This window comes from Mesorhizobium sp. B2-4-2, from assembly GCF_006442845.1.
GTDB lineage: Bacteria > Pseudomonadota > Alphaproteobacteria > Rhizobiales > Rhizobiaceae > Mesorhizobium.
In genome coordinates, this window is the sequence record NZ_VFVM01000009.1 from 66,571 (window position 1) to 90,847 (window position 24,277).

23 protein-coding genes are annotated in these 24,277 nt (G+C 63.0%); 12 read left to right on the top strand and 11 right to left on the bottom strand.

Annotation, left to right across the window (positions count from 1 at the left end):
* Positions 1–12 precede the first annotated feature (12 nt).
* The 5 genes from FJ942_RS20200 (at position 13) to hflX (ending at position 6,477) form a co-directional block, all read left to right on the top strand.
* On the top strand, positions 13–2,298 hold the full coding sequence (locus FJ942_RS20200) for a PAS domain-containing sensor histidine kinase (RefSeq protein WP_181169983.1): 2,286 nt from the start codon (positions 13–15) through the stop codon (positions 2,296–2,298).
* Entirely contained in the window at positions 2,288–3,649 is a 1,362-nt protein-coding gene (locus FJ942_RS20205) for a sigma-54 dependent transcriptional regulator (protein WP_140498569.1), read from the top strand. Before FJ942_RS20200 ends, FJ942_RS20205 begins: the two co-directional genes overlap by 11 nt.
* Before the next feature lie 184 nt (positions 3,650–3,833).
* Entirely contained in the window at positions 3,834–4,697 is an 864-nt protein-coding gene (locus FJ942_RS20210; protein ID WP_140498570.1) for a D-amino-acid transaminase, read from the top strand.
* A 145-nt stretch (positions 4,698–4,842) separates the two neighbouring features.
* A complete protein-coding gene (gene hfq, locus FJ942_RS20215; protein ID WP_006202172.1) occupies positions 4,843–5,088 on the top strand; it encodes an RNA chaperone Hfq in 246 nt (81 codons plus the stop codon).
* Positions 5,089–6,477 carry a GTPase HflX gene (hflX, locus tag FJ942_RS20220; RefSeq protein ID WP_140498572.1) on the top strand — a complete coding sequence of 463 codons (1,389 nt, stop codon included), beginning with the start codon at positions 5,089–5,091 and terminating at the stop codon, positions 6,475–6,477.
* 6 nt (positions 6,478–6,483) lie between these two features.
* Here hflX and mazG read toward each other — a convergent pair whose 3' ends face one another.
* Together mazG and FJ942_RS20230 are read right to left on the bottom strand one after the other, a co-directional pair.
* A complete protein-coding gene (mazG, locus tag FJ942_RS20225; RefSeq protein WP_140898760.1) occupies positions 6,484–7,308 on the bottom strand; it encodes a nucleoside triphosphate pyrophosphohydrolase in 825 nt (274 codons plus the stop codon).
* Positions 7,309–7,397: 89 nt separating this feature from the next.
* Positions 7,398–8,582 carry an amino acid aminotransferase gene (locus FJ942_RS20230; RefSeq protein ID WP_140898762.1) on the bottom strand — a complete coding sequence of 395 codons (1,185 nt, stop codon included), beginning with the start codon at positions 8,580–8,582 and terminating at the stop codon, positions 7,398–7,400.
* 205 nt (positions 8,583–8,787) lie between these two features.
* Here FJ942_RS20230 and FJ942_RS20235 point away from each other — a divergent pair, with 205 nt between their 5' ends.
* The 5 genes from FJ942_RS20235 (at position 8,788) to FJ942_RS20255 (ending at position 12,377) form a co-directional block, all read left to right on the top strand.
* A complete protein-coding gene (locus tag FJ942_RS20235; protein ID WP_246671044.1) occupies positions 8,788–9,309 on the top strand; it encodes a sigma-70 family RNA polymerase sigma factor in 522 nt (173 codons plus the stop codon).
* Positions 9,306–10,076, top strand: a complete 771-nt coding sequence (locus tag FJ942_RS20240) for an anti-sigma factor (protein ID WP_140498576.1) — start codon at positions 9,306–9,308, stop codon at positions 10,074–10,076. Before FJ942_RS20235 ends, FJ942_RS20240 begins: the two co-directional genes overlap by 4 nt.
* Positions 10,077–10,099: 23 nt before the next feature.
* A complete protein-coding gene (locus tag FJ942_RS20245; protein WP_140498577.1) occupies positions 10,100–10,816 on the top strand; it encodes a Bax inhibitor-1/YccA family protein in 717 nt (238 codons plus the stop codon).
* A 205-nt stretch (positions 10,817–11,021) separates the two neighbouring features.
* Positions 11,022–11,906: an aldose 1-epimerase family protein gene (locus FJ942_RS20250; protein ID WP_140525180.1), complete on the top strand. Its 885-nt coding sequence runs from the start codon at positions 11,022–11,024 to the stop codon at positions 11,904–11,906.
* Between the two features lie 78 nt (positions 11,907–11,984).
* A complete protein-coding gene (locus tag FJ942_RS20255) occupies positions 11,985–12,377 on the top strand; it encodes a GFA family protein (RefSeq protein WP_140498579.1) in 393 nt (130 codons plus the stop codon).
* Positions 12,378–12,425: 48 nt separating this feature from the next.
* Here FJ942_RS20255 and FJ942_RS20260 read toward each other — a convergent pair whose 3' ends face one another.
* Positions 12,426–13,943, bottom strand: coding sequence for a winged helix-turn-helix domain-containing tetratricopeptide repeat protein (locus tag FJ942_RS20260; protein ID WP_181169986.1), 1,518 nt, complete (start codon positions 13,941–13,943; stop codon positions 12,426–12,428).
* Between the two features lie 135 nt (positions 13,944–14,078).
* Here FJ942_RS20260 and FJ942_RS20265 point away from each other — a divergent pair, with 135 nt between their 5' ends.
* Entirely contained in the window at positions 14,079–14,339 is a 261-nt protein-coding gene (locus tag FJ942_RS20265) for a DUF1127 domain-containing protein (protein WP_181167320.1), read from the top strand.
* Positions 14,340–14,697: 358 nt separating this feature from the next.
* Entirely contained in the window at positions 14,698–15,465 is a 768-nt protein-coding gene (locus tag FJ942_RS20270; RefSeq protein ID WP_210239466.1) for a putative nucleotide-diphospho-sugar transferase, read from the top strand.
* Positions 15,466–15,850: 385 nt separating this feature from the next.
* On the opposite strand, the gene FJ942_RS20275 is transcribed toward FJ942_RS20270, so the two are convergent.
* From FJ942_RS20275 to FJ942_RS20310, 8 genes are all read right to left on the bottom strand, one after another.
* The gene (locus FJ942_RS20275; RefSeq protein WP_140898764.1) at positions 15,851–16,336 is read right to left on the bottom strand and encodes a heme-binding protein; all 486 of its coding nucleotides are present in this window, start codon (positions 16,334–16,336) and stop codon (positions 15,851–15,853) included.
* Positions 16,337–16,616: 280 nt separating this feature from the next.
* A complete protein-coding gene (locus FJ942_RS20280; RefSeq protein ID WP_140632737.1) occupies positions 16,617–17,438 on the bottom strand; it encodes an MBL fold metallo-hydrolase in 822 nt (273 codons plus the stop codon).
* A complete protein-coding gene (locus FJ942_RS20285; protein WP_140632740.1) occupies positions 17,435–18,235 on the bottom strand; it encodes a TatD family hydrolase in 801 nt (266 codons plus the stop codon). The genes FJ942_RS20280 and FJ942_RS20285 overlap by 4 nt, the downstream gene beginning before the upstream one ends.
* Positions 18,235–19,788 (bottom strand): methionine--tRNA ligase, encoded by a 1,554-nt coding sequence (metG, locus tag FJ942_RS20290; protein WP_140898766.1) that lies wholly within the window; start codon positions 19,786–19,788, stop codon positions 18,235–18,237. The genes FJ942_RS20285 and metG overlap by 1 nt, the downstream gene beginning before the upstream one ends.
* A gap of 83 nt (positions 19,789–19,871) precedes the next feature.
* On the bottom strand, positions 19,872–20,927 hold the full coding sequence (locus tag FJ942_RS20295) for a DNA polymerase III subunit delta' (RefSeq protein WP_140898768.1): 1,056 nt from the start codon (positions 20,925–20,927) through the stop codon (positions 19,872–19,874).
* Positions 20,924–21,598 carry a dTMP kinase gene (tmk, locus tag FJ942_RS20300; RefSeq protein WP_140898770.1) on the bottom strand — a complete coding sequence of 225 codons (675 nt, stop codon included), beginning with the start codon at positions 21,596–21,598 and terminating at the stop codon, positions 20,924–20,926. The genes FJ942_RS20295 and tmk overlap by 4 nt, the downstream gene beginning before the upstream one ends.
* Positions 21,599–21,781: 183 nt before the next feature.
* Positions 21,782–22,948: a D-alanyl-D-alanine carboxypeptidase family protein gene (locus tag FJ942_RS20305; protein ID WP_140557226.1), complete on the bottom strand. Its 1,167-nt coding sequence runs from the start codon at positions 22,946–22,948 to the stop codon at positions 21,782–21,784.
* Between the two features lie 83 nt (positions 22,949–23,031).
* On the bottom strand, positions 23,032–24,249 hold the full coding sequence (locus FJ942_RS20310) for a septal ring lytic transglycosylase RlpA family protein (RefSeq protein ID WP_140557224.1): 1,218 nt from the start codon (positions 24,247–24,249) through the stop codon (positions 23,032–23,034).
* Positions 24,250–24,277: the final 28 nt, after the last annotated feature.

Genomic DNA, 24,277 nt, shown 5'->3' on the forward strand with positions numbered 1-24,277 from the left:
CTAGACGGCGACATGGCTTCGCAGGCTCCGACACCGAACGAACCGCTTTTCAACGACCCCGGCACGCGTGACGGGCGCCGGCTGCTGGCGCTGCCCGGCGTGGTGGCGGTCGTCGGTGCGCTGGTCATGGCGGCCATTTCGTTCGCGATCCTGGTCGGCGCGACGCCGATTGCGCCCGACGCCAGGACAACCTGGGCGTTGATCGCGCTCAACGCCATCTTCGTCCTGTTGCTGATCGCACTGATCGGCCGGGAGGTGCATCGCATCGTCATGGCGCGCCGGCATGGCAAGGCAGCCTCGCGGCTGCATGTGCGCATCGTGGCCATGTTCGCGCTCGTCGCCGCCATCCCCGCCATCATGGTGGCGATCATTGCGTCGATCACGCTCGATATCGGTCTCGACCGCTGGTTTGAGATTCGCACCAAGACGATCGTCAATTCGTCGCTTTCCATCGCCGATGCCTATGTGCAGGAAAACGCGCGCAACCTGCAGGGCACGACGCTGTCGATGGCCTATGACCTCGACGCGTCGCGCACGCTTTACGGCCTCGACCGAACTGGCTTCCTCGATCTGATGAGCAAGGAGGCGGTGGGCCGCTCGCTGGCGCATGCCGCGCTGATCAAGCCCGACGGCTCCTTCGTGATGAGCGCCAAGACCGATGCCGACTTCGCCATGCCGGAACCGCCGGAGGGAGCGGTCGCCAGCGCCACCGACGGCAAGCCGGTTCTGATCGAGCCGCGCACGCGCAACATCATGGGCGCCATCGTCAAGCTGCGTGAGATCGAGGGGCTCTACCTCTACACGATCCGGCTGGTCGATCCCGAGGTGATAAAGGCGCGCCAGATCGTCAGATCGAACACCGACGAATATCGCAATCTCGAAGACAACAGGCGCACTTCGCAAGTGGCTTTCGCGTTGCCTTATCTGTCGTTGACTTTGATTATCATCCTGTCGGCAATCTGGACCGGCATTGCCGTGGCCGACCGGCTGGTGCGGCCGATTCGTCAGCTCATCGGCGCTGCCGACGAGGTCGCGACCGGCAATCTCGACGTCGCCGTGCCGGTGCGCCCGTCCGACGGCGACGTTGCCTCGCTCGGCAACACTTTCAACAAGATGCTGCAGGAATTGAAATCGCAGCGCAACGAGATCCTGTCCGCCAAGGATCTGATCGACGAGCGGCGGCGATTTTCGGAAGCGGTGCTGGCCGGTGTCACCGCCGGCGTCATCGGCGTCGATCCCTATGGCATCGTTACTATCGTGAACCGCTCGGCCGAGTCCATGCTGGCCATTTCGGCCAGTGCGGCACTCGGGCAGAACCTTTCCGCCATTCTGCCGCATGTCGGCCGCGTCTTCGAGATCGGCCGCCAGTCGGGCAAGCCCGTCTATCGCGAGCAGGTGACGTTTTTCCGCGCCGGCACGGAGCGGACTTTCAACGTGCAGATCACCATCGAGGCCGGCGATAACGGCACTGAGGAGAAATCCTACGTCGTGACGGTTGACGACATCACCGATCTGGTCCAGGCGCAGCGCTCCTCTGCCTGGGCCGACGTGGCGCGCCGCATCGCCCATGAGATCAAGAACCCGCTGACGCCGATCCAGCTTTCAGCCGAGCGCATCAAGCGCCGCTACGGCAAGGTCATCACCGAGGACCGCGAGGTGTTCGACCAGTGCACCGACACGATCATCCGGCAGGTCGAGGATATCGGTCGCATGGTCGACGAATTCTCCGCTTTCGCGCGCATGCCGAAGCCCGAGATGAAGTCCATAGACCTGCGTGAATCCCTGCGCGAGGCCTCCTTCCTGGTCGAGGTGAGCCGTTCCGATATCACGTTCGAGCGCATATTCGGCAACGAACCGCTCAAGGGTACTTTCGACAGCCGCCTGTTGGCGCAGGCTTTCGGCAACGTGATCAAGAACGCTGCCGAAGCGATCGACGGGCTGGAACAGAAGGACGGTTCGCACGGCATAATCCGGATTCAAGCCGGACGTCAGAATGGCGCGATTCGCATCGACGTCATCGACAATGGCAAAGGCCTGCCGCGGGAGAATCGTCAGCGGCTGCTGGAGCCCTACATGACCACGCGTGAGAAGGGCACGGGCCTTGGTCTCGCCATCGTCAAGAAGATCGTGGAGGACCATGGCGGCAGGCTGGAGCTCCACGATGCGCCTGCGGATTTCCATGGCGGGCGCGGCGCGATGATCAGCATCATCCTGCCACCTGCGGCCGTGGCGCCAGCGCGCGGCGAAAGCAGGACGGAACACGAAAGAGAAACTGAAAAGGTCGGTAATGGCGTCTGATATTCTGATCGTCGATGACGAGGAAGACATCCGTGAACTCGTCGCAGGCATACTGAGCGACGAAGGTCACGAAACCCGCACGGCATCCGATGCCGACACCGCGCTGGCGGCCATCGCCGACCGAGCGCCGCGGCTGATTTTCCTCGACATCTGGTTGCAGGGTTCGCGCCTGGACGGCCTGGCTTTGCTGGACGAGATCAAGACCATGCACCCCAACCTGCCGGTGGTGATGATTTCGGGCCATGGCAACATCGAGACCGCGGTCTCCGCCATCAGACGCGGCGCCTATGACTTCATCGAGAAGCCCTTCAAGGCGGACAGGCTGATTCTGATTGCCGAGCGTGCGCTGGAAACCTCCAAGCTGAGGCGCGAGGTTTCCGATCTCAAGCTGCGCAGCGGCGAGACCTTCGACCTGATCGGCATGTCGTCGGCGATGAGCCAGTTGCGCCAGACCATCGAGCGCGTCGCGCCGACCAACAGCCGCGTCATGATCATTGGGCCCTCCGGATCTGGCAAGGAGCTGGCCGCGCGCGCCATCCACACGCTGTCGGCACGCAAGAGCGCGCCTTTCGTGACGCTGAGCGCCGCCAACATCACGCCCGAACGCATGGAGATCGAACTGTTCGGCACCGAATCGAACGGCGTCGAGCGCAAGGTCGGCGCCCTGGAGGAAGCCCATCGCGGCATCCTCTACATCGATGAGGTGGCCGACATGCCGCGCGAGACGCAGAACAAGATCCTGCGTGTGCTGGTCGAACAGCAGTTCGAGCGCGTCGGCGGCACCAAACGGGTCAAGGTCGATGTCCGCATCATCTCCTCGACGTCGCAGAATCTGGAGGCGATGATCGCCGATGGCCGTTTCCGCGAGGATCTTTACCATCGCCTTGCGGTGGTACCGGTCACGGTGCCGGGACTTGCCGAGCGGCGCGAGGACATTCCTTATCTCGTTGACAATTTCATGAAGCAGATCGCCCGTCAGGCCGGCATCAAGCCGCGCCGTATCGGCGATGACGCCATGGCGGTGCTGCAGGCGCACAATTGGCCAGGCAATGTTCGCCAATTGCGCAACAATGTCGAACGGCTGATGATCCTGGCGCGCGGCGACAATGTCGATGCGCCGATCACCGCCGACCTGTTGCCGTCCGAAATCGGCGATGTCATGCCCCGCACGCCGAACCAGTCGGACCAGCACATCATGGCGCTGCCGCTGCGCGAGGCGCGCGAACAATTCGAGAAGGACTATCTGATCGCCCAGATCAACCGGTTCGGCGGCAACATCTCGAAAACGGCCGAGTTCATCGGCATGGAGCGTTCCGCGCTGCACCGCAAGCTGAAGTCGCTCGGCGTCTGACCTGATATCTTGAGCGGTTCGACGTTTGATGCATTGCCGGCCCGGTTCGATACCTTGCTCAAGCAGTTCCGGCCGGAAAATCGTTACACGCTTTCTGGAGTTGCTTCAGTGGCCCACGCGATTATCCATCACTGTTGAGGCGGAATCGCCTAAACAAGCCGAAGCAGATCCCCCGAGGTGACAAATGCCGCGTATTGCCTATGTGAACGGGCGCTACACCGCTCATGCCGATGCCGCTGTGCATATCGAAGACCGTGGCTACCAGTTCGCCGACGGCGTTTACGAGGTCTGCGAAGTGGCGCGCGGCTTCATCGTGGACATGCCGCGTCACCTCGCCCGGCTGAACCGTTCGCTGAGCGAGCTGTCGATCGGCTGGCCGGTCACCCCAGGCGTCCTGCCGCTCATCATGCGCGAAGTGGTCAATCGCAACCATGTCGTCAACGGCCTGGTTTACGTCCAGGTCACACGCGGCGTCGCCAGCCGCGACTTCGCCTTCCCCTCGGCTGATACCAGGCCGTCGCTGGTGATCACCGCCAGGAAGCTGGATCCCGCTGCTGGAGCCAAGCGGGCCGAGACCGGTATCGCCGTCATCACCGTGCCCGAGAATCGCTGGGATCGCGTCGACATCAAGAGCACCGGCCTGCTAGCCAATGTGTTAGCCAAGCAGAAGGCCAAGGAAGCTGGCGCGCAGGAAGCCTGGTTCGTGGATACGGACGGCAACGTCAAGGAAGGCGGGTCGTCGAATGCCTGGATCGTCACCAGGGACGGCGTTCTGGTCACCAGGCCCGCCGAGCACGGTATTCTGCGCGGCATAACCCGCACCACCATGTTTGAAGTGGCGGCCAAGCTCGGACTCAAGATCGAGGAACGCGGTTTTTCCGTCGCCGAGGCCAAGGCGGCGAGGGAGGCTTTCATCAGTTCCGCGACCACGATCGCCATGCCGGTCGTGGCCATAGACGGCGACCCGATCGCCAACGGCCACCCCGGCTCGATAACACTTTCGTTGCGGCAAGCCTTTTTTGACATTGCGGAAAAAAGTCCAGCCTGATAACCGCACAGGTGGAATGAACATCAATATATCTCGTTCTGCTTGTCGTTACTGACGACAAGACGGTGTTTGCGCGCTTGACATGTGCTGGTTAATTTGGCGCATTGGCCTGCAAACCGAAGGGGATCGGCGAAAGACAAGAACAATGGCGGAACGATCGCAAAACCTTCAGGACCTGTTCCTGAACTCTGTTCGCAAGAGCAAGAACCCGCTCACCATCTTTCTCATCAACGGCGTGAAGCTGACCGGCGTCGTCACTTCATTCGACAATTTCTGCGTCCTGCTGCGCCGCGACGGCCACTCCCAGCTCGTCTACAAGCACGCCATTTCCACGATCATGCCGAGCCAGCCGGTTCAGATGTTCGATGGCGAGGAAAGCCAGGGCGCCTGATTGGCACGTGAGAAGGACCCGGACCGCAGCGTTCGCGGAAAATCAGCACATCAGCCGGGGACGGAGGCCGAGGGTCCGACCCGGGCAGTTGTCATCGTGCCGGTGCTTACCCGCCAGCCGCGCGGCGAGGACGACACCAACCGTCCGCGGCTGACGCGCTCAGCCGAGGCCCGTCACGACGAGGCGGTCGGTCTTGCCCGCGCCATCGATCTCGATCTGATCCACACGGCCGTGGTTACCGTCAACGATCCACGTCCGGCGACCTTGCTCGGCAGCGGCAAGGTCGAGGAGTTGGCGGAGATCGTCAAGGAAGGGCATGCGGAGGTGGTCATCGTCGATCATCCGCTGACGCCGGTGCAGCAGCGCAACCTCGAGAAGGAATTCAACGCCAAGGTGCTGGACCGCACCGGGCTGATCCTCGAGATCTTCGGCGAGCGCGCCCGCACCAAGGAAGGCACGCTGCAGGTCGAGCTTGCCCATCTCAACTACCAGAAGGGCCGGCTGGTGCGCAGCTGGACCCACCTCGAGCGCCAGCGCGGCGGCGCCGGCTTCCTCGGCGGCCCCGGCGAAACCCAGATCGAATCGGACCGGCGCGTCCTGCAGGACAAGATCGTCAAGCTGAAGCACGAGTTGGAGACGGTGCGCCGCACCCGCGACCTGCATCGTGCCAAGCGCAAGAAGGTGCCGTTTCCGGTGGTGGCCATCGTCGGCTACACCAATGCCGGAAAATCGACGCTGTTCAACAAGCTGACCGGGGCAGGGGTGCTGGCGCAGGACATGCTGTTCGCCACGCTCGATCCGACGCTGCGCCGCGTGCGGCTGCCGCACGGCACGCCGATCATCCTCTCGGACACGGTCGGCTTCATCTCGGACCTGCCGACGCATCTCATCGCGGCTTTCCGCGCCACGCTTGAAGAGGTGGTCGAGGCGGATCTCATCATCCATTTGCGCGACATCTCCGATCCTGACACATCCGCCCAGGCCGAGGACGTCGAGCGCATCCTGGCCGATCTCGGCGTCGACGCCGGCGATACCAAGCGGGTCATCGAGGTCTGGAACAAGGTCGACCTGCTCGATGAAGGCAATCGCGCACGGCTGCTTGCCGAGAGTACGGATGCCAAGGCGCCTCCCGTCGCCATATCGGCTGTCACGGGCGAAGGCATCGACGCGCTGAACGCGATCATCGAGACACGCATGTCCGGCGAGCTTGAAGATCTGACGGTGACGATCGGGCCGGCGCAGTTCGGCCTTGTCGACTGGCTTTACCGCAATGGCGATGTCGTTTCGCGAACCGACAATGACGACGGCAGCGCCACCATCTCCCTCAAGGCCACGCAAAGTGCCCGCGAAGAGATCGAAAGCAGATTGCGTCGCAAGAATAACGGCTAACGCCAGTTATTTCGCGCTCTTCGCTTCCTGCCAGAGCGCTTCCATTTCGTCCAGATCAGCCTTTTCTAGCGAGCTGCCGGAATTCTCCAGGGCCTGCTCGACATAGTGGAAGCGCGAACGGAATTTCTCGTTGGTGCCGCTGAGCGCTGCTTCCGAATCGAGCTTCAGGTGACGGCCGAGATTCACGACGGCAAACAGCATATCGCCGAATTCATCCTTGATCTCCGCGGTTTGGCCTTTGGCCAGCGCCTCGCGCAATTCGCCGATCTCTTCCTCGATCTTGTCGAGGATGGGCGCTGCCTCGCTCCAGTCGAAACCGACGCGGGCGGCCTTCTCCTGAAGCTTCAATGCCCGCGTCAGTGCGGGCAGGGCGACCGGCACGCTGTCCAGAAACCCCTTGCCATTGTCTTCCGGATCGAGACCGCGCGCGAGACGGGCGCTACGCTTCTCGGCCTTCTCTTGTGCCTTGATCTTCTCCCACATGCCTTTGGCCATGCCGGCACTGCGGGCCTGTTCGTCGCCGAAGACGTGTGGATGGCGGCGGATCATCTTCGTGGTGATGGCCTGGACCACGTCTCCGAAAGCGAACTCGCCGGCTTCCTCAGCCATCTGCGCGTGGTATACGACCTGCAAAAGGAGATCGCCGAGTTCGTCGCGCAGATCGTCGAGATCGCCGCGCGCGATGGCGTCGGCCACCTCATAGGCCTCCTCGATCGTGTAAGGCGCGATGGTCGAGAAATCCTGTTCGATATCCCAGGGACAGCCGGTCTTTGGCGCACGCAGCGCCGCCATGATCTCGATCAGGCGCGAAATGTCTTTCGATGGCTTCATGCGGCGGATGCTATCGCGCGGTCCGCCGCGCGGCCAATGCTGTCGGCGGGCGAAGCGGGCTTGTCCACAGCTGCGCCGGACAAGTCCAGTCAGTCGAGCACGGAAACGATCGCCTTGGCGAGCTTGTCCATGCCGTCTTCCGGCAGGCCGGCGACATTGATGCGGCTGTCGCCGACCATGTAGACGCCATATTCCGCACGCAGCCGTTCGACCTGCGCTTCCGTGAGCCCAAGCCGGGAAAACATGCCGCGATGGCTGGCGACGAAATCGAAGCGGTCGGAATTGGACTGCCGGCGCAGCGCCTCGGCGAATTGCACCCGAAGCCTGAGCATGCGCAGGCGCATCTCCTCGAGCTCGGCTTCCCAGTCCGCGCGCAAGACCGCGTCCTCGAGCACGATGCGCACTGCCGCCGCGCCGTGGTCCGGCGGCATCGAATACATGGCACGAGCCGCCGACAGCATCTGGCCCAGCGCCACGTCGGCCTGCGCGCTGTCCCTGGCCAGGATCATCGCCGCGCCGACACGGTCGCGGTAGACGGCGAAGTTCTTCGAGCAGCTGGACGCGACGACCATTTCCGGAACTTTTTCGGCCAGCAGCCGCAGTCCGGCGGCATCGGCCTCGAGGCCATCGCCAAAGCCCTGATAGGCAATGTCGAGAAACGGCAGCAGGCCGCGCTCGACGACGAGATCGGTGACAGCGGCCCACTGCGCGACGTCCAGATTGGCGCCGGTCGGGTTGTGGCAGCAGCCATGCAGCAGCACCACGTCGCCGGCCTTCGCAGTGCGCAGTGCTGCCAGCATGTCGTCGAAGCGAACGGCGCCCGATGTCGCGTCGAAATAGGGATATTCACGGATTTGCAGTCCGGCGGCGCGCATCACTGGCATGTGGTTCGGCCAGGTGGGATCGGATAACCAGACCGTCGCATCGGCGCGGGTTCGCTTCAAAAGCTCGGCTACCAGCCGCAGCGCGCCGGAGCCGCCCGGCGCCTGCGCAGCACGGATCCGCGTCATGTCTGCGTCCGCACCGAAGGCGAGCCTGGCCATCACGGTATTGAACCCGGTGTCGCCGGCGAGGCCGAGATAAGTCTTGGTGTCCTGACCCTGCAGCAGCCGCTTCTCCGCCTCGCGCACGGCCCGCATGACCGGCGTCTTGCCGTCGCGATCCTTGTAGACGCCGACACCGAGGTCGACCTTGTCGGGTCGAGGATCGGCACGATAGAGGCCGATTAGGGCAAGGATCTTGTCGGCGGCAGCCGGCTGAAGGTTTTCAAACATCTGCATGGTTCCGTTGGCGCGGCGGAGTGATACGCAAATCGAACCCCTTGCACCAGCGGTTTTAACTCGCGCCAGCCTGAATCGCATGGCCTGGCATCGCTGCGAGCTACCTCCGCGGCTGCATATCTGCGGCGTTTCGCGAAAAAATCTGCAGGGCCGGGATTAAAAACCCCACATGTTCCGTAAACAGGGCATGAAACGGTCGATGCCACGCTTCGATATCGTCGGACAACTCGGTTCGCTCAGGCGTTACGCGCGCTCGCTGACGCGCGACGGTGCCGATGCCGAGGATCTCGTGCATGACGCTCTTGTGCGCGCCTATGAGCGGCGCGGCACCTTCCGCTCGGGCGGAAATTTGCGCGCCTGGCTGCTGTCCATCGTCCACAACACGTTCGTCGACCGCATGCGCTCGCGACGCTCTGAAGCAGCGCGCATCGAACAGGCTGGATACCTTGCGGATGGCAGCGCGCCGGCGCCGCAGGAGCATTCGGTGCGCCTGGGCCAGGTGCGCGATGCTTTTTTCAGCCTGCCCGAAGAACAGCGCTCGGCCCTGCATCTCGTCGCCATTGAGGGCCTTTCCTACAGCCAGGCGGCCGATGCCAGCGGCGTGCCACTCGGAACACTGATGTCGCGCATCGGTAGGGCGCGCGCCGCGCTTCGGAAGATGGAGGAGGGGGCTCCGACGAAGGCGAAAAATCACCTCAGGATCGTTGGAGGCCCGTCATGACAGGAACTATCGACCCCGTGACGGACGCTGATCTCGACGCCTATGTCGACGATCAGCTCGACGTCTCGCGCCGTATCGAAGTCGAGGCCTTCCTCTCCGCCCGGCCGGAAGAGGCCGCGCGTGTGATGTCTGATCTCAGGATGCGGGACGAACTGCGCGTGGCGCTGGCCGGATCAGGCATGGCGAGGCCGGTGACGACCGATGCCGCGCGGCGCCTGGAGAGGGGACTTGCCCGGGGCCGCATCTTCGGCGTCTTGCAACGTGCCGCGGCGGTGGCCGCTTTCGTCGCTGCCGGCTGGCTGGCTAACGGCATCGTCGGGCCGATGTCGGTGACCAGGGTCGTCGCCTCGCCGCAGCCGCCCGCCTATGTCGACGAGGCGGTGCGCGCGCACAGGACGACCCTTGTGCGCGAAAGCATGTCTTCGCAGGCCGAGGCGCCAAACTACAATGCCGGCGAAATCCGCGCGGCGACGGCCATCGTCATGCCGTCCTTGCCCAAGGACTGGAAGGTCCGCGACGTGCAGGTCTATCCATCGCGCTTCGGCCCCAGCGTCGAGATGGCGGTCGAGACCAAGGAGATGGGCCTGGTGTCGCTGTTCGCGATACGGCCGGGAACCTTCGACGTGGTCAAGCCGACCGTCGCGCCCTCGGGCGACATTTCCTCGGCCTATTTCCAGATCGGCGAGGTCGCTTATGCGGTGGTCGCGCAGGGCGAGGTGCGGGACCTCGACCGCGCCGCCGAGACGCTTGCCAGAACGCTTTACTGATCCGTTCACAAAGGAGAATGCAAATGAACACGCCCAATCTGGGATACCGCGTCGGCGCCGGCGCCCAAAGCGGCGCCCTCTACGACGAGGGCCTGCGCCAGCACATGCTGCGCGTCTACAACTATATGGGCCTCGGCCTCGTGGTCACCGGCCTCGTCGCGTTCATGGTGTCGTCGACGCCCGCGCTCTACGTGCCAATCTTTTCCAGCCCGCTGAAATGGGTGGTGATGCTGGCGCCGCTCGCCTTCGTCCTGCTGTTCTCGTTCAAGATGCAGACGATGTCGGCGGCAAGCGCGCAGGCGATGTTCTGGGCCTTCTGTGCGGTCATGGGTCTGTCGTTGGCCTCCGTCTTCCTGGTTTTCACCGGAACCAGCATCGCGCGCACCTTCTTCATCGCCGCCACCATGTTCGGCGCCACCAGCCTCTACGGCTACACGACCCGGCGTGACCTGACCCAGTTCTCGTCCTTTCTGATCATGGGCCTGATCGGCGTGGTGATTGCCAGCATCGTCAACATCTTTCTCGGCTCGACCGCTTTGCAGTTCGCCATCTCGGTGATCGGCATCGCCGTGTTCATCGGCCTGACCGCCTGGGACACGCAGTCGATCAAGGAACAGTATGCGGAGAACTTCGACGCGGAGTCGCGGCAGAAGCTGGCCGTTTTCGGCGCCTTCTCGCTCTACCTCAACTTCGTCAACATCTTCCAGCTGTTGCTGAACTTCACCGGCGAGCGGGAATAGTCCGAACTGTAGCAGGCAACACCCTGCATCTTGCCGTGGCCGGAGGGAAATCTCCGGCCACTCTTCATTTGAGACGGCGCCTTGCCCGCTTGTGCCATCGCACGTTCATCGTGACTGTGTGAAACGCAATGCAAACCGCCGCCTTGAGTTCACGCCTGGCCATTTGCTAGCCTGCCGGCCAAGCAAAGACAAACCGCGAGAACATATGGCACAGGACAGCCAGACACTTCATGGCGACGACATCTCGGCCGTTATAGTCGGGCAGGGGGCCGAACTGGTCTCGCTGCGGGATGCGGATGGGCTGGAGCTTGTGTGGCAGGCCGGACCGGCCTGGCGCCGTCATTCCCCGGTGTTGTTTCCGATCGTCGGCCGGCTGAAGGGCGACCAACTGCGCCATCGCGGCCAGACCTATCCGATGACGCAGCACGGCTTCGCCCGCGATAAGTCGTTTGCCTGGGCGGAGAGGGGTTCTCGGTCCTGCATGCTGGTGCTCACCGACGACGCGGAGACCCGAACGCACTACCCCTTCGCCTTCCGTCTGGCGGTAACCTACACTCTCGACGGCCGGCAGCTTGGCGTCACGTTCGAGATCACCAACACCGGCGACGAGCCGCTACCGGCGTCGATCGGGGCGCACCCGGCATTCAACTGGCCGCTGCTGCCGGACCTGCCCAAGGAGGCCTACCGCCTGACCTTTGCAAAGCCCGAGCATGCGCCGATCCGCCGTCTCAAGGACGGGTTACTGCTGGCGGCAAGGCAGCCGACGCCCATCGAGGGCAACATTCTCGCTTTGTCGGATCGGCTGTTTGACGAGGATGCCTTGATCCTGGACCAGCCTTCCAGCACCGCTGTGCGTTACGGTGCCGATCGTGGTCCGGCGATCGAGATGCATTGGAACGGATTCCGGGAATTGGGCGTCTGGTCAAAGCCGGGCGGCGCGCCATTCCTCTGCATCGAACCCTGGCACGGCCTCGCCAGCCCGGTGGATTTCGATGGCGAATTCGCCGACAAGCCAGCAGTGATGCTGATCGAGCCGGCCGGAAGGCGCGTGCTCGGCTATCGGATCGAACTTCAACCGCAGACGCATTAGCTGAAAGGCTGGCGTCGCGTTCATGGATGGTGGAGTTGTTCGTAAACATCCAGCTCGCTTGATTTGGAGGAATGCAGCATGGACCGATTCACCGGCGGTTGCCTGTGCGGCAACGTCCGAATTGTGGCGACTGGACGCCCATACCGGGTGGGCCTTTGTCACTGTCTCGACTGCCGCAAGCATCACGGGGCGCTTTTTCATGCTTCCGCGATTTTCCCTCAGGATGCGGTGACGATCGATGGCGAAACCCGTGACTACGCCGGGCGGTTCTTCTGTCCCCGTTGCGGCTCGACCATTTTTGGTCGCACCGCCGACGAAATCGAAGTGAACCTGGGATCCCTGGATGCCCCGGACCAACTGACGCCAACGTACGAAAGCTGGATCGTCCGTCGCGAAACCTGGTTGCCGCCGTTTCCGCTCACGAGACGATATGAGCGCGATCGTGACGCCACGGGTCGGTTCGAAGAGTAGGCGGCACGAACGGCGGGAAGGCGCCATGACCAAGGGACCGGCGGCGCTTCAATCCGGAAGGCCGGCCTTGCGGAAGCCATCGACGAAATGGTCGAGCATCGCCGGATCGTGGAAGGGCTCCGTCCAGACCCAATGGCTGGTGGTGAAATGCGGATTGCCGACGAGGAACAGTTCGACTTCCGCGCGCGCCTCGTCGAGCCGGCCGAGCTGCGCGAGGCTGGCCGCCAGGAAGCGGCGTGAGCTGGTGCGGTAAGTCTCGTCCCGGCGCAGTGTCTTGACGGCGGCTTTGTAGTCGCGCGCCGCATATTGCGCCGCGCCGAGCGTCAGATAGTACCAGCTTGCCGGAAACGGGTTGAGCCGGAACGCCTTGCGGATCTGTTCGAGTCCTTCCTCGACCCGCCCGGCCAGCACGGAGATGTCAGACAGTGTCGCCCAGGCATCGGCCTCGTTGGGGTCGAGCTCGAACGCCCTGGCGAACTCGGCATCCGCTTCGGCGAAGTCGCGCTCATAGGCAAGCAGGTTGCCGAGCACCCAGCGGCAGCCGGCGTCGTTGGGATCGATTGCCACCGCCTTGCGCGCCAGCTCCAGGGCAATACGGCGGTTCGGTTCCACCGGTTCGCCCCAATGCACCCATCCCATCCAGTGGTTCATGGCAAGCCAGCGATAGGCCTCGGCATAGTCCGGATCGAGCGCGACCGCGCGCGTCAGCATCAGATGCGCCTCCCGCGCGGTCTGCGGCGAATCGTCGATCAGCTTGCGCGCCCGCACGCACAGATCGTAGGCCTCGAGAGTCTTGGGCCGATTGCGCGGCGGCGGCGCGCGCAGCCGGCCAAGCAGCGCCTCCACGATCTTGGCCGTCACCTCGTCCTGAACGGCAAAGATATCGTCCAGGCCGCGATCGAAGCGTTCCGCCCACAGGTGATCGCCGCTCGCCGCGTCGACCAGCTGGGCGTTGATGCGCACGCGCCCCGCGGCACGTCTTGCGCTGCCCTCCAGGAGGTAGCGCACGCCAAGCTCCCGGGCGATCTCGCGCACGTCCGCCGCCTTTCCCTTGTAGGCGAAGGTCGAATTGCGCGCGATGACGAACAGACCCGAGGCCCTGGACAGGTCGGTGATCAGGTCTTCGGTCAATCCGTCGGCGAAGGGCTCCTGTTCGGGGTCGTTGCTGAGATTGACGAAGGGGAGCACGGCTATCGACGGTTTGTCGGGCAGCGGCAAAGCTTTTCGGTTCGCGCCATCGAGGGGTTCGACGATCCCCGTGAAGCGGTAGCCGACGCGCGGAACAGTGGTGATCCATTCACCGCCGTCGGCGGACGGACCAAGCAGCTTGCGCAGCTGCGCGATCTGGACGGTGAGATTGCCTTCCTCGACGGCCGTACCCGGCCACGCCGCATCCATCAGCTTGGCCTTGTCGAGGATTTCGCCAGGCCGCCCGACGAGCGCCGCCAACAGCTTCAGCCCGCGGTAGCCGACGGCAACAGGATCATCGTTCCGAAGCAGCGTTCCCGCATCCGGATCAAGCACGAACGGACCGAAGGCAAAGCGCGATCCCTGCATAAGGCGCATCTATAGCCCGTTTGGAAATTTTGAGAACTATTTGGGAGAGCTTAATTACGGCACTGTTCGCATCCGGCACAATTCAACCTCTTTCAGGTCGAGGTCCCAAGTCGAGGACCCACCCTCAAACCATAGGAGGTTGCCATGAACGATACTCTTGCATGGACGCGGTGTCCGACCGTGCGGCCGAGAATGCCTGTAGTGCTGGCGGAAGCGTCGCGTCGGTACTTGGCGACCCTGCGAAGCATTGTCGCGGCCTGGCACGATCGGACCTGGCGCGAGCGGATACGCTTTCGCTGGGAGCTTGAGCGAATGTCGAAGGACAATCCCCATCTGATCGACGACATCGGATTGACGAGACGACAGGTCGAGGCAGAGCTGGCAAAGCCCTTCTGGCAACGGTAGGCCGAATGCTGCAACCAGAGCGAGCGGAGCTCATTGAAAGTTCTGGGGTAGGGAGGTTGCCTCGAGAAGCCGGGGGCAAACCAGCAGCGCGTCGCCAGATCCAAAGCACGAACTCGCCGAGGTCATCGACCAGGTGGATCCTTACGGCTGCATCATGGCCGGCGAAATGATCTGGTTGAGCGCAAGGACAGGAGTTCCAGACCGCGGCCTCGGCCCAGCTGGCGCCCCTCGTCAACAAAATGGTTGTGGCCCAATGTTTTCTGCGCCGCTACCGATGACTTTATCGCATTGCGAGGCTATTCGGACTTATTGCTATATGCTTGGCGTCTAAATATTCATATCCTAATAAGGCTTCGCGTTGCTCACCCACATTCTTGATTTGTTCCGGGCCACCAAACACAGGCACCGGGAAATGCTCGCTCCCTTCCCGATAAACCCACAGCCGTCCGGCAACCCGGACAAGGCCGGTGAAATCGTGGCGTTCTTTACGATCAACTCCTTCTATGAGACAGAAGCCGCTCGCATGACCGCGTCAGCGTGGCGTCTTGGCCTTTCTGTCCAAGCCCGGCCATTCGCCGACGCTGGATCCTGGGTGCGCAACGCGAGCCTGAAGCCGACATTCCTTGTCAATATGCGTAGGAGGCTTCAGGGACCGCTGCTGTATGTGGACGTCGACACGGTCTTCCATCATGATCCCTGGCCGGAGCTCGCCGGTTTTGATTGCGACATCGCGGTCTATCGCGAAAGTGGCCGGCTGATGGCTGGAACCATCCTCATCAACGATACGCCGGCTGCTCGCGAGATCCTCGCCTTGTGGAAGAAGCGCAGCGATGAAAACCCGGAAGTCTGGGATCAGGTCGTGCTGCAGGAAATCCTCGACGAAGATCAGGCCTCGGCAAGCCCGCGCTATCGCGAAGGCCAGCTCCCGGCGCCGTTCTGCTGGGTGTTCGACCGCCTTGAGAATGGGAAGCCCGATAAGGTGTATATCGAGCAGCTCCAGGCGAGCCGGGAAATCTATGAGCGGCACGCTCGCGGCAAAGCACGCAGAGGTCTCAACCGTCGGCAGGACCGAGTCCGGACCATTGAGCGCATTCTTGACGAACACAGAGAGCGGCTACGCAGGTAGCCGACGACAGCCATTGCTGCAGCTTCGATGCCCTCGCGGGCGGCGACGAAGCGGCTGCCATGTGGCCCGTGATCTGCAAAGCGTTCATTCCAATTCACCAGTTTAGCAGAACGGGCACCAAAAACCGTGTCAGGAGAGTTGAGGTGGGGAGATTGGCTGCGCACAAGCAGGAGCGACATTCCTACCTTGCCGAAAGTCGCATAAGATAGATTATGGAACTAAGCTTCCAGCTCGGGTCTCAGGATCGGCCGTCGGTTGCCGGTCGAATGCGATCTTACGTCCGCCGGTTCCGGTGTGGAGACAGGGTTCACAGACTGAACCCCGTTCAACAGAGCAGCCCGCCTTGGACGGGCTGCGTTGGCATCTTAGGCAGGTCTAGGCAGGTCTACTCGGCGGCGCCGATCGCCTTGAGCCCGGCGGCGGCGCATTTGGCGTCGATATCGCCCGAAGGAGCACCGCCGACGCCAATGCCGGCCACCAAGGCATCGCCGAACTTGACCGGCAAGCCGCCAGCCTGGATCACCATGCGACGATCCATGTCACGCATGCCGTCATTTGCCGGCTTGGAGGCTATGAATTCGGCGAGCCCCGCAGTGTCGCGACCCAAGGCTGCCGCGGTGAAGGCCTTGCCTTCGGCGCTGGATGCGGTGTGTGCGCCGGAATTATCGGCCTTGAGCAGCACTTGCGTCGCGCCGCTCCGCGCCACGATGGCGACGCTGACATTGCTGCCTTCGGCAGCGCAGGCCTCCAGCGCGGCTTGTGCTGCCTTGGTTGCCCGATCAAGCGGCAAGTAAGGGACGGTTGGCAATTCCTGCGCTGTGGCAGCGATAGGAGCAAGAAGCGTCACTGTAAGTACGAGTTCGCGAATCATCGGGCCTCTCCTTTCCAACTAACGGGCAAAGGTTAGCGCCTCTTGCTCTCAATGTATATTTTAGGAAGCCATCACATAGACTGCCTGTCAGGCCTGCAATGCAGATCGACGAGCATCCACCGGCCTGACAATGCAATCCTCTTTTGGCATTTTGCAATCTTGAAGCGACAGCGAACTGGCGACGGCCGTGTGGCGATCCCAGGTGCAAGATCTCGACATCGGACCTGTATCGGCGGCTCGCTGCCAGGCGATCAGTGCCATCAGCTATGAAGAGAATATTCTATCCGTCTGATCTATAAGGAATTTCAAGCGCCATGCCATCAAATGCCGGCTCGACATTTGCCGGAGTCTCAGCCATCACGGTAGCGTAGTCCAGCGGCCCATGCATATGGGTCAGCACAGCCTGTTTCGGGGCCAGCCGCTCGATCCACTCAAGCGCCTCGCCAAGCGACAGATGGCTCGGGTGCGTCCTGTACTGCAGCGCGTCGATGATCAGGACATCGAGATTACGCAGCCGTTCGGCAGTGGCAGCCGGAAAATCGCTGATGTCGGGGCAATAGGCTAGTCCGCCGATACGGAAGCCGAGCGATATGATGTCGCCATGGACCTGCGGCAGCGGCTCGAGGGTGAGGGCACCGCCCTCGCCTTCGATCACGACGGGCTTTGCGTGATCGATGATATGGGCGTCGACGATCGGCGGATAGGAACTGCCTGGCGGCGTCTCGAAACAGTAGCCGAAGGCCTGGCGCAGCCGCAGCATCGTTGGCTGATCGGCATGGATATCGATCCGCTGCCGCTGGTCGAGCACGAAGCCGCGCAGGTCGTCGATGCCGTGGATGTGGTCGGCATGTGGATGGGTGTAGACGACGGCATCGATGCGTTTGACCGAGGCCATCAGCATCTGCTGGCGGAAATCCGGTCCTGTGTCGATGACGACGGTGGTGCGGGCGCCGCTCTCGGCAATCCGCTCGACAAGGGCTGCCGTGCGCATGCGCCGATTTTTCGGATTTTGCGGATCGCAATTGCCCCAGTCGCCGGTGATGCGCGGCGTGCCCGGTGACGAGCCGCAGCCGAGAATGGTGAGGCGCAGCCGGTCTGTCATCGTTCAGGCGCTTTGCTCTGCGGGGGCGGCATCTTGCCGAACAGCCGGAAGAAATTATCGGTCGTCAAAGCTGCGATTTCACCTTCGCTGACGCCGATCGTCTCGGCCAGAACCCTGGCCGTGTGCGCGACATAAGCGGGTTCGTTGCGCTTGCCGCGAAATGGGATCGGCGCGAGATATGGCGCATCGGTCTCCACCAGCAGCCGGTCGTGCGGCAGGTCGGCGGCTATGGCGCGTATTTCGGCCGAATTCTTGAAGGTCAGGATGCCGGAAAACGAAACATAGCCGCCCAGCGAGACGCCGACCTCGGCCAGCCTGCGTCCCGACGAAAAACAGTGCAGGACGAACGGGAAGGCGCCCTTCCCCGTTTCTTCCTCAAGGATATGAGCCATGTCGTCGTCGGCGTCGCGCGAATGGATGACCAGCGGCAGGCCCGTCTCGCGAGCAGCGGCGATGTGGTTGCGCAAACCCTGCGCCTGCGCATCGCGGGGCGCTTTGTCATAGAAATAGTCGAGCCCGGCTTCGCCGATCGCCACCACCTTGGGATGGGCGGACAGGCGCACGAGATCCGCCGTCGTCACGTCAAGCTCTTCGGCCGCATTGTGCGGATGGGTTCCGACGGAGCAGTATACTTCGTCGAAAGCGTCTGCGATTTCAAGTATTTGCTGAAATCGCTTCACGCGCGTCGAAATCGTCACCATGCGGCCGATCCCGGCGGCCAGGGCGCGAGCGACGATGGACGCCCGCTCCTCTGAGAAGTCCGGAAAATCCAGATGGCAGTGGCTGTCGACGAGCATCAGCCGTTCGCTTCCGGCTGATCGACATAACGCGGAAATACGCCTTCTGGCACAGGCAACGCTCTGCCCGGCACAAGCGCATGGTCGGCGTGGAGATGCACGAAATCGCGCTCGTCTGCCGGCACCGCCAGCAGGTCAAGCAGCTTCGCGGCCGATCCTGGAGTGAAGGGCTGGCACAGAATCGCCACGCGCCGGACCACTTCGGCCGTAGTCCACAATACCGTTTGCATGCGCTCGGGGTTGGTCTTCTTCAGCGCCCAGGGTTCCTGTCCGGCGAAATACCGGTCGGCTTCGGCCACCACGCCGAAGATCGATGCCAGCGCCAGATGGATGCCTTGCTCGGCCATTGCCTTGCGCGCGGCGGCAAGAGCGGCCGCCGCCTGATCGAGGATTGCCTTGTCCGCATCCGTCAGCTCGCCGCGCGTCGGCACCACGCCGCCGCAGTTCTTGGCGATCATCGACAGCGAGCGCTGCGCCAGATTGCCGATGCCGTTGGCGAGGTCGGCATTGGTGCGGTTGACGATCGCCTCGTGGCTGTAGCTGCCGTCCTGGCCGAACGGCACCTCGCGCAGGAAGAAATAGCGCACCTGGTCGAGCCCGTAATGCTCTATCATGGTGAAGGGGTCGATAACGTTGCCGACCGATTTCGACATCTTCTCGCCGCGGTTGAACAGGAAGCCGTGGCCAAAGACGCGCTTCGGCAGCGGAATGCCTGCCGACATCAGGAAGGCCGGCCAGTAGACGGCGTGGAAACGCACGATGTCCTTGCCGATGATGTGCGCATCGGCCGGCCAGAATTTCCAATTGTATGCGTTTTCATCGGGATAGCCGACGCCGGTAATGTAGTTTGTCAGCGCGTCGACCCAGACATACATCACGTGCTTTTCGTCGCCGGGCACCGGCACGCCCCAGTCGAACGTCGTGCGCGAGATCGACAGGTCTTTCAGTCCCGATCTGACGAAGCTCATCACTTCGTTGCGCCGCTCGGCCGGGCCGATGAAATCCGGCTGGCCCTCGTAGAGCGCCAGCAGTTTGTCCTGATAGGCCGAAAGCCGGAAGAAATAGCTTTCCTCCTCGACCCATTCGACCGGCGTTCCTTGCGGGCCATAGCGGATATTGTCGGGACGAACCTCGGTTTCCTCCTCGCCGTAATAAGCTTCGTCACGCACCGAGTACCAGCCGGCATAGCCGCCCTTGTAGATGTCTCCATTGGCAGCCATCGCCTTCCAGATCGCCTGAGAGGCCGCGTAGTGCCGCTCTTCGGTGGTGCGGATGAAATCGTCGTTGGAGGCGTTGAGCGCGGTCGCCATGCGCTTGAACTCAGCCGAATTGCGGTCGGCCAGTTCGCGCGCAGAAATGTCTTCCTTCTTCGCCGTCTGCAGCATCTTGATGCCGTGTTCGTCGGTGCCGGTGAGAAAGAAGACCTGCTTGCCGTCGAGCCGCTGAAAGCGGGCCAGCGCATCGGTGGCGATCAATTCGTAGGCATGGCCGATATGCGGCTTGCCATTGGGGTAAGAGATCGCGGTCGTGATGTAGAATGTATCGCGTGACATGAATGAACCGTCATGAATGTCTGAATGGAAGGCGTGGCGGTGGATATCGCATCGGGGTGGCGATTGCCATCCCGAGGGAACCATCACATTCGCATTGCAGACTTCAGGCGGTCGATCATGGTCAAGGCGTGCTGCTTCTTGTCGAGATTGTAGGTATCAGTCTCAGATATAGCGTCCAGCGCCTCATGCCAAGTGTCCGACAGCGTTTTGGCTCGTGCGAGATCGCCGGCCAGCGCCGCCCGGCTCGCCGCATCGGACAACAGATCGAGCGCGCGGCGGTTGAAGATATCGAACTGGATCGCCTGGTCGCGCCCGGCCACGACTTCGGCAAGGCGATAGGCGCCGGCGATGTCGCTCTTGCCGGCGCTCACTAGGGCATCCAGCGTCTCGGCGATCTCCAGTCCGCCATACTGCGTCAGAAGGATCGCATTGCGGGCGCTGCCGCCTGCCCGCGTGGCCAGCGCTGCCCGCGCGGCCGGATCGCCCGGCGGCGGCGGCTCGGCGGTTTCCAGCACCGCCATCAGTTCGTCGATATCGAGCGGCGACAGCCGCACCAATTGGCAGCGCGAGCGGATCGTCGGCAACAGGCTGCCCGGTGCATGGACGATGAGGATGAACAGCGTTCGCGCCGGCGGCTCCTCGAGATTCTTCAGCAAGGCATTGGCTGCATTGGTGTTCATGTCATCGGCCGGATCGACGATCACCACCCGGTAGCTGCCGTCATGCGAAGTCAGCGACAGGAAGCGATTGACCTTGCGGATCTCGTCGACGGTGACGACCGTCTTGAAGTTCTTGGTCTTGTCGTTCAGCGGACGGGTCAGATGCAGCACGCCGGGATGCGCGCCGGTGGCGATCTGGCGAAACAGCGAGGACGCCGGATCGGGAACGGCGAGCGTCTCCGGCGCCTGCTCGAAGGCCGGATGCTTCAGGAGATGATGCGCCAGATGGAAGGCGAGTGTCGCCTTGCCGATGCCGAGCGGTCCGGCGAAGATCAGCGCGTGCGGCAGCTTTCCAGCGCGATAGGCGGCGGCGAGCATGGCCGCGGCCTGCCCGTGCCCGACCAGGCGTGGCGTTTCGGACGGTTCGGGGACGCCGTCCAGCGTGTCATGCTGTTCCGGCGCGATGCGTTCGAAGATCATGCGGGTGCGGTCTGTCTGTTGCGCATGGGCGCCCTCGCCTCCAGTGCCGCGAACACGGTGGCGGTGACGGCATTTTCTACCGCATCGGGAGCGGCGGATGCGTCGATCACGACGCAGCGCTCCGGCTCGGCCGCCGCGATCGCCAGGAATGCCTCGCGGCGCGCCTGGTGAATGGCAAGCGTTTCCTTTTCGAAGCGGTCGGGGCCGGCGCCGGCGCCGCGACGTACTGTTGCGCGTCTCAGGCCTTCGGTGGGATCGATGTCGAAGATCAGCGTCATGTCGGGCATCATGCCATTGATGGCCACCTGCTCCAGCGTCTCCATGAACACCGGGTCGAGGCCGCCGGTGACGCCCTGGTAGACGCGCGAGGAATCCAGGAAGCGGTCGCACAGAACAACGGAGCCGCGCTCGACCGCCGGGCGGATGACCTGCTCGACATGGTCGGAGCGGGCCGCGGCGAAAAGCAGCGCTTCCATCTTCGGCCCAAACGGCTCGGCGGCGCCCGAGAGCAGCACATGCCGGACCGCTTCCGCGCCCGGCGAGCCGCCCGGTTCCCGGGTGACGAGGACGTCGTACTTCTTGGCGCGCATCTTTCCCGCCAGCCGCTCGATCTGCGTCGACTTGCCTGCTCCTTCGCCGCCTTCGAAGGTGATGAAAAATCCGCGTGCCAATCGAAAGGCCTTTGTCCCTTATTTGAATGGATTCTAGCGCTCTAGATAGTCCGCGTTCGGGGAAACGTCCATGCCGCCGGCGTTATCGCAGTCGCTCAAAAGTGAGCTCGGCTTTGAGAGAACGACATGCATAAACAAAGACGCTAAAGCGCATCGCGTGAATCCGGTTCAGCGCGACGCGCTTTAGCGGAGCCAGCCGACGGCCAGTTCCTTGACGGCGTCGAGGGCGCGTTGCGGCAGCGTGCCGATGCCGATCGATTCGGCGGCGAACAGCGGCGTCTCCTGGCTCAGCGTATCGCCGATCCAGACCCGCAGCACGCCTACCGGCTGCCCCTCCTCCACAGGTGCGGCAACCGGTCCGTCATAGACGATGCTCGCCGTCAGTTTGTCGCGGTTGGCTACCGGCAGGAAGATGGCGATCGGCCCTTTCGCCTTCAGCGTCACGCCGGCTTTAATGCCGCCGAAAACCTGAGCTTGGCCCACCACCTCGTCCTTGGCGAAGATTTGCGTCTTCTCGAAGGAACGGGCACCCCATTCGAGCAGCTTGCGCGCCTCCTCGGCGCGTTCCTTGTCGCTGGCGAGCCCGCTCATCGCCGCGATCACCCGCGCGCCATTGTGGCCGACCGAGCCGACTATGCCAAAGCCGGACACCTCACTGCTGCCGACCGCCAGGCCGTCGGCGCCGATGTCCATCGCCAGCAGCGGGTTGCGATTCCTCTGCGAAATCTTGTTCCAGGTAAAATCCTTCAGGCCGTAGTAGCGATAAAGGTCCGGATACTCGCGCCACAGATGCAAAGCCAGCATTGCCAGCTCGCGCACGCTCGTCTGCTGGCCCTCCGCCGGCAGCCCGGTCGAATTGACGAAAGTCGATTTGGTCAGGCCGATCTGGCGGGCGCGTTCGGTCATCTGCGCGGCGAAATTGTCCTCGGACCCGGCCAAGCCTTCGGCCAGCACGATACAGCCGTCATTGGCCGCCTGCACCGTCACGCCCTGGATCAGGTCCTCGACCCGGACCGCCGATTTGAGCTTGGCAAACATCGTCGACGTTCCCGAAGGGGCGCCGCCCTTGCGCCAGGCGTTTTCACTCACCACGAACGTGTCGTCGAGGGTCAGGCGCCCGGACTTGATGGCGTTGAACACCACTTCCATCGTCATCAGCTTGGCCATCGAGGCCGGCTGTATCGGCTTGTCGGCGTCCTTGGAAAACAACACCGTCCCTGTGTCGGCGTCTATCATGAAGGCCTGGGCTGCCTTGGTCTCGAAAAGCTGCGCGCTGGCGGGCGCGATGCAAAACAGCAGCAGGGCCAATCCCAGAAATCCGGCCAAAGGCGGAAAGACGCGCAACTGCATGAAATCTCGACCCGTTTGCCGGTTCTGGCGCAGCCAAGCTATCAGGGTTTTTTCCGCAGGATCAACCGTGCGGGAAAAATAGATCAGTTGCGCACGGCCAGAGCGTCCGGCGCACCATGCGACCAGGCCGCCTGCAGCAGATCGTCGACGCCGCCATGGCCGTCCGGATAGAGGTTCACCGCATACCAGTCCTTGCCATCGAATTCGGAACGCTGGATCTCGATCCTGCCGAAGGGCTCGAGCGCGGCGGCCACGCGTTTTGCCTCGGTGGCGTCATCGAAGGTGCCGGCCGCGACATAGGCCGGCGACGGCGCCTGGGGATTGGCGCTCTTCCATGAGCGCAGGATGTCGGCGGGCGACATGCCGTCGTCGTCAAGTGCGGCAAAGACATCGGCGCTCCGCACGCGCTCGTCGGCATAGGAGAGCGAGGCCACCGAAAACGGCGATTGCGGCGGCAGGCCGATATCCGGACGCTCCGGCACGATCGGACCGAAGTCGGGCAGCGCCAGGTCACCCAAGGCCGGCGATTGTGCCGGCACCTGCCCTTGCGGAATCATATCGGAATTCGTCAGCTGACCCGGAAACGGCACGGCGGCAGCGCCCACCGGCAGGCTGGGCGACGGTCCGTTCATGGCCACCATGACGCCGGTCGGCAGGCCGTCCGACGGATCCGGTATCCTGTTGCCTGGATGGTAGGAGGCCATCAGATACTGGTCGTCATTGCCGTCGAGCGGCGCGCGGCCAACATATTCCACCTTCACCTCGGCCGTGCCGACATTGGCATAGTCGAGCATCTGGGCGGCGCGTTCCGAGACATCGATGATGCGGCCCTGGTGGTAGGGACCGCGATCGTTGACGCGCACGATGACCGAACTGCCGGTCTTGAGATTGGTGACGCGGGCGTAGCTCGGCAGAGGCATGGTCGGGTGCGCCGCCGTCAGATGGCTCATGTCGTAGACTTCGCCGTTGGCGGTCAGCCGTCCATGAAAGGCATCGCCGTACCACGACGCCAGGCCGACCTTGGCATAGTGCTTGTCTTCCTTCGGATAGTACCACTTGCCGCGAACCTGGTAGGGTTTTCCGAGCTGGTCGCGGCCGCCGCCACGCCGCATGAAGGCGACGCGAGGGCTGGCCTTCACGCCATATTCGGTTTCGGCGAAATATTCCTTGGAACGGGTCTTCTTGTGGACCATCCCTTTTGGTTCAGGCTGCGACGCGCAGGCGGCAAGCAAGGCTGCCGACATGGTGAATAGCGCGAAAGCGCAAGCACGGCGTAGACGCGGGCGCGCCGTAGTTTGCATTTCCTGATGTCCCCTACAGTCTCGACCA